5 protein-coding genes are annotated in these 2,473 nt (G+C 41.6%); 2 read left to right on the forward strand and 3 right to left on the reverse strand.

From position 1 onward, the window contains the following. Both BM299_RS19805 and BM299_RS18665 read right to left on the reverse strand, forming a co-directional pair. A partial coding sequence (locus BM299_RS19805) for a hypothetical protein (RefSeq protein WP_207545247.1) occupies positions 1 to 194 on the reverse strand: 194 nt, incomplete at its 3' end. A gap of 242 nt (positions 195 to 436) precedes the next feature. Then, positions 437 to 685: a hypothetical protein gene (locus BM299_RS18665; protein ID WP_425429508.1), complete on the reverse strand. Its 249-nt coding sequence runs from the start codon at positions 683 to 685 to the stop codon at positions 437 to 439. Positions 686 to 1,052: 367 nt separating this feature from the next. On the opposite strand from BM299_RS18665, the gene BM299_RS18670 reads away from it, so the two are divergent. Both BM299_RS18670 and BM299_RS18675 read left to right on the forward strand, forming a co-directional pair. Then, on the forward strand, positions 1,053 to 1,856 hold the full coding sequence (locus BM299_RS18670) for a class I SAM-dependent methyltransferase (protein WP_092488032.1): 804 nt from the start codon (positions 1,053 to 1,055) through the stop codon (positions 1,854 to 1,856). Next, positions 1,853 to 2,110 carry a serine hydrolase gene (locus BM299_RS18675; protein WP_165608447.1) on the forward strand — a complete coding sequence of 86 codons (258 nt, stop codon included), beginning with the start codon at positions 1,853 to 1,855 and terminating at the stop codon, positions 2,108 to 2,110. Before BM299_RS18670 ends, BM299_RS18675 begins: the two co-directional genes overlap by 4 nt. Here BM299_RS18675 and BM299_RS18680 read toward each other — a convergent pair. Next, positions 2,069 to 2,347, reverse strand: coding sequence for an MBL fold metallo-hydrolase (locus BM299_RS18680; protein WP_165608448.1), 279 nt, complete (start codon positions 2,345 to 2,347; stop codon positions 2,069 to 2,071). The two genes, BM299_RS18675 and BM299_RS18680, sit on opposite strands and share 42 nt — an antisense overlap. Positions 2,348 to 2,473 lie beyond the last annotated feature (126 nt).

Consider the following 2,473-nt stretch of genomic DNA (forward strand, 5'->3'; position numbering starts at 1 on the left):
TCAAACCTTGCCCACGATTCTTCCAGCGGGGGAGGGGTAATTGAATCAACTGTCTCGCGTACAGTTTCTTTGACCACCTTATCCAATTCTGATTTTGTATATTGTTTCATAGATTCGTTGCCATCATTATCCCACGCACGTGTTTCAATGCTTATCCGATCAAGAAAAAATGGCAAGAAAAATAATAGATGCAAATCGGCTCCTAAAATTTTTGGGGAAAAACAAAAGATTAAGGTGTATCAAAAGAACTGCTCCTTGACATCCGCATTACATGATTTGGGGGCACAAAATGGGCACCTCATATTGATAATTACATGGTAAAACTGGTTATCTGGGAGAATTGTTACTGATTATCCCAGAACTGTGCGGTTTGGTCACTAATTGCAGCAGTTTCTGGCAATTAATATCGTCAATTGCTAGACGTTATCGAGCAGCATTAACAAATTGAATGGATCGCTTCGTTGGCTTTATGAATATCTTCAGATCTAACTAAAATATGATATGTTGTAGCAAAACCATATCCCCCGCCTTGACCGCCACCAGAGCTACACATTTCTGTTTTTATCTTTATCTTATTATTTAATAGCTTTCCTTTTACTTTTGCATATTTTTCAATATTTTGAGTGGAGAAAACTATCTCCCATTTTGCCTGTAAAAGATTTTTAATTAAGTTTTTTAACATCAAGGTAGTGCACCTCACATAAATAATCTGGATAATATAATATATTTCTGTATTAGTTTTATTTTCCTCTTAATACAACAAATTTCTTTTTATGGTTGGCAGGATAAATATTTCGTCCCTGGGACACACGGTGTCAACCTGGGGACTGTTCCGGGCTGCCGGGCAGTATAAACCAGGAATCCTCCCGATTATCCGCGGGGAGGAGTCAAATAAGAAATTTACATTCTAAAAAACGTTAAATGTTAAACGGGTGCTAATTCTATATGAATCACACCCGTTTTTTTAGTAGCACATGAATTCTTATGCAATTCTTAAATTCTTGCATCTCAAAAGTGACCTGTTAGGCTTATAAATGAAGTGTTAATTAAATATGGTTTTTCAATTCTATATGGTAATTTCCACCTTGTTGATAGCTCACATCAGCTTCAGTAATAGCACCAATGGCATGGCCAGCACTTTTTTCATCCCACTTTTAAAATCCGGAATGAACCTGTTAGATTGCGAATGTGGTTCCGGTACGATAACTGCCGGATTGGCCAAGGTGGTGGCTCCTGGGCTGGTAACAGGCGTTGACCTGGAACTCGGCCAAATAGAAAAGGCGAGGGTTTATGCGCAGGAACAGGGGATTTCTAACATAAGTTTCCGAGTAGCCAGTATATATGAATTACCGTTTCCTGATGAAACATTTGATGCTGTTTTTATCCATGCCCTGCTGCAACATTTGCAGACCCCTCTGAAAGCCCTAAGGGAAATAAACCGGGTTTTAAAGCCAGGGGGTATCATAGGTGTACGCGATGATGATCAGGGTGGGTTCATTTTAGCACCGTACAGTCCTCAAATGGAGCGAATCATTGACTTTTTAAAGCAGTTTATGCGGCATAATGGGGGTGACCCCTGTGTTGGAAGACGCCATCGGGAACTGCTCCGGCAGGCAGGTTTTATTAACGTTCAAGCTTCGGCAACCTGCGAATATGACGGTATACTTGAGGAAACCCAAAAACGTGGGAACCTGGCGGCAAAACTTCTTGGCCAAATGATAGAAACTGTAATTGATCTGGGCTGGGCCAGTGCTGACGAGATGGAAGAACTTGCTGATGCGGCCAGGAAATGGGGAGAACACCCGGATGCTTTTGATGCGATCATATGGTATGAAGCGGTGGGGTGGAAGGTTTGATTACTAATGTGGAGCAAAAACTGGAGCGCTATTTTCAGCAACAAACAGAGGCCGGACGGTTTTCTGGGACAGTACTTGTTGCTAGGGAAGGGGATATTCTTTTAAAAAAAGGATACGGATTTGCCAACTATGAGACGAGTGAGAAGAATAAGCCTGCTAATATTTACACTATAGGTTCCATGACTAAGGCGCTTGTTACTTTATCCATCCTTTTATTCCGTGATGTTTTGAAATACCTGGCCGTGTCCCGGTAAAACCAGCCGGATTGGGAGTTTTTCAAAAATATCCATGGATTGAAGGTAGTTGTTAAGTGGGTTTTCATCGGTAAGGGGCCAGTAACTGATATTTGGCTTTATTTCATAAAGCAGGTGGTCTCCGGCCAGAAGAACTCCCTCTTTTTCTTCAAAGAGACAGATGTGCCCGTCCGAATGCCCCGGAGTCCAGAGGATCTGAATCTGCCCGGCTACGGTCCGGGCCTCTCTATTAATCATAACCGGCACAATGAATCACCTTTCCAGCACAATCTTTGTTGATATACAGCGCTTGATTGTTTTGGTATTATACGGTAACCTTATATCGAACATTTGTTCTATATAAGGATGACCATGCATGCTAAC

This window comes from Desulfoscipio geothermicus DSM 3669, from assembly GCF_900115975.1.
In the GTDB taxonomy this organism is placed as follows: Bacteria; Bacillota; Desulfotomaculia; order Desulfotomaculales; family Desulfallaceae; genus Desulfoscipio; species Desulfoscipio geothermicus.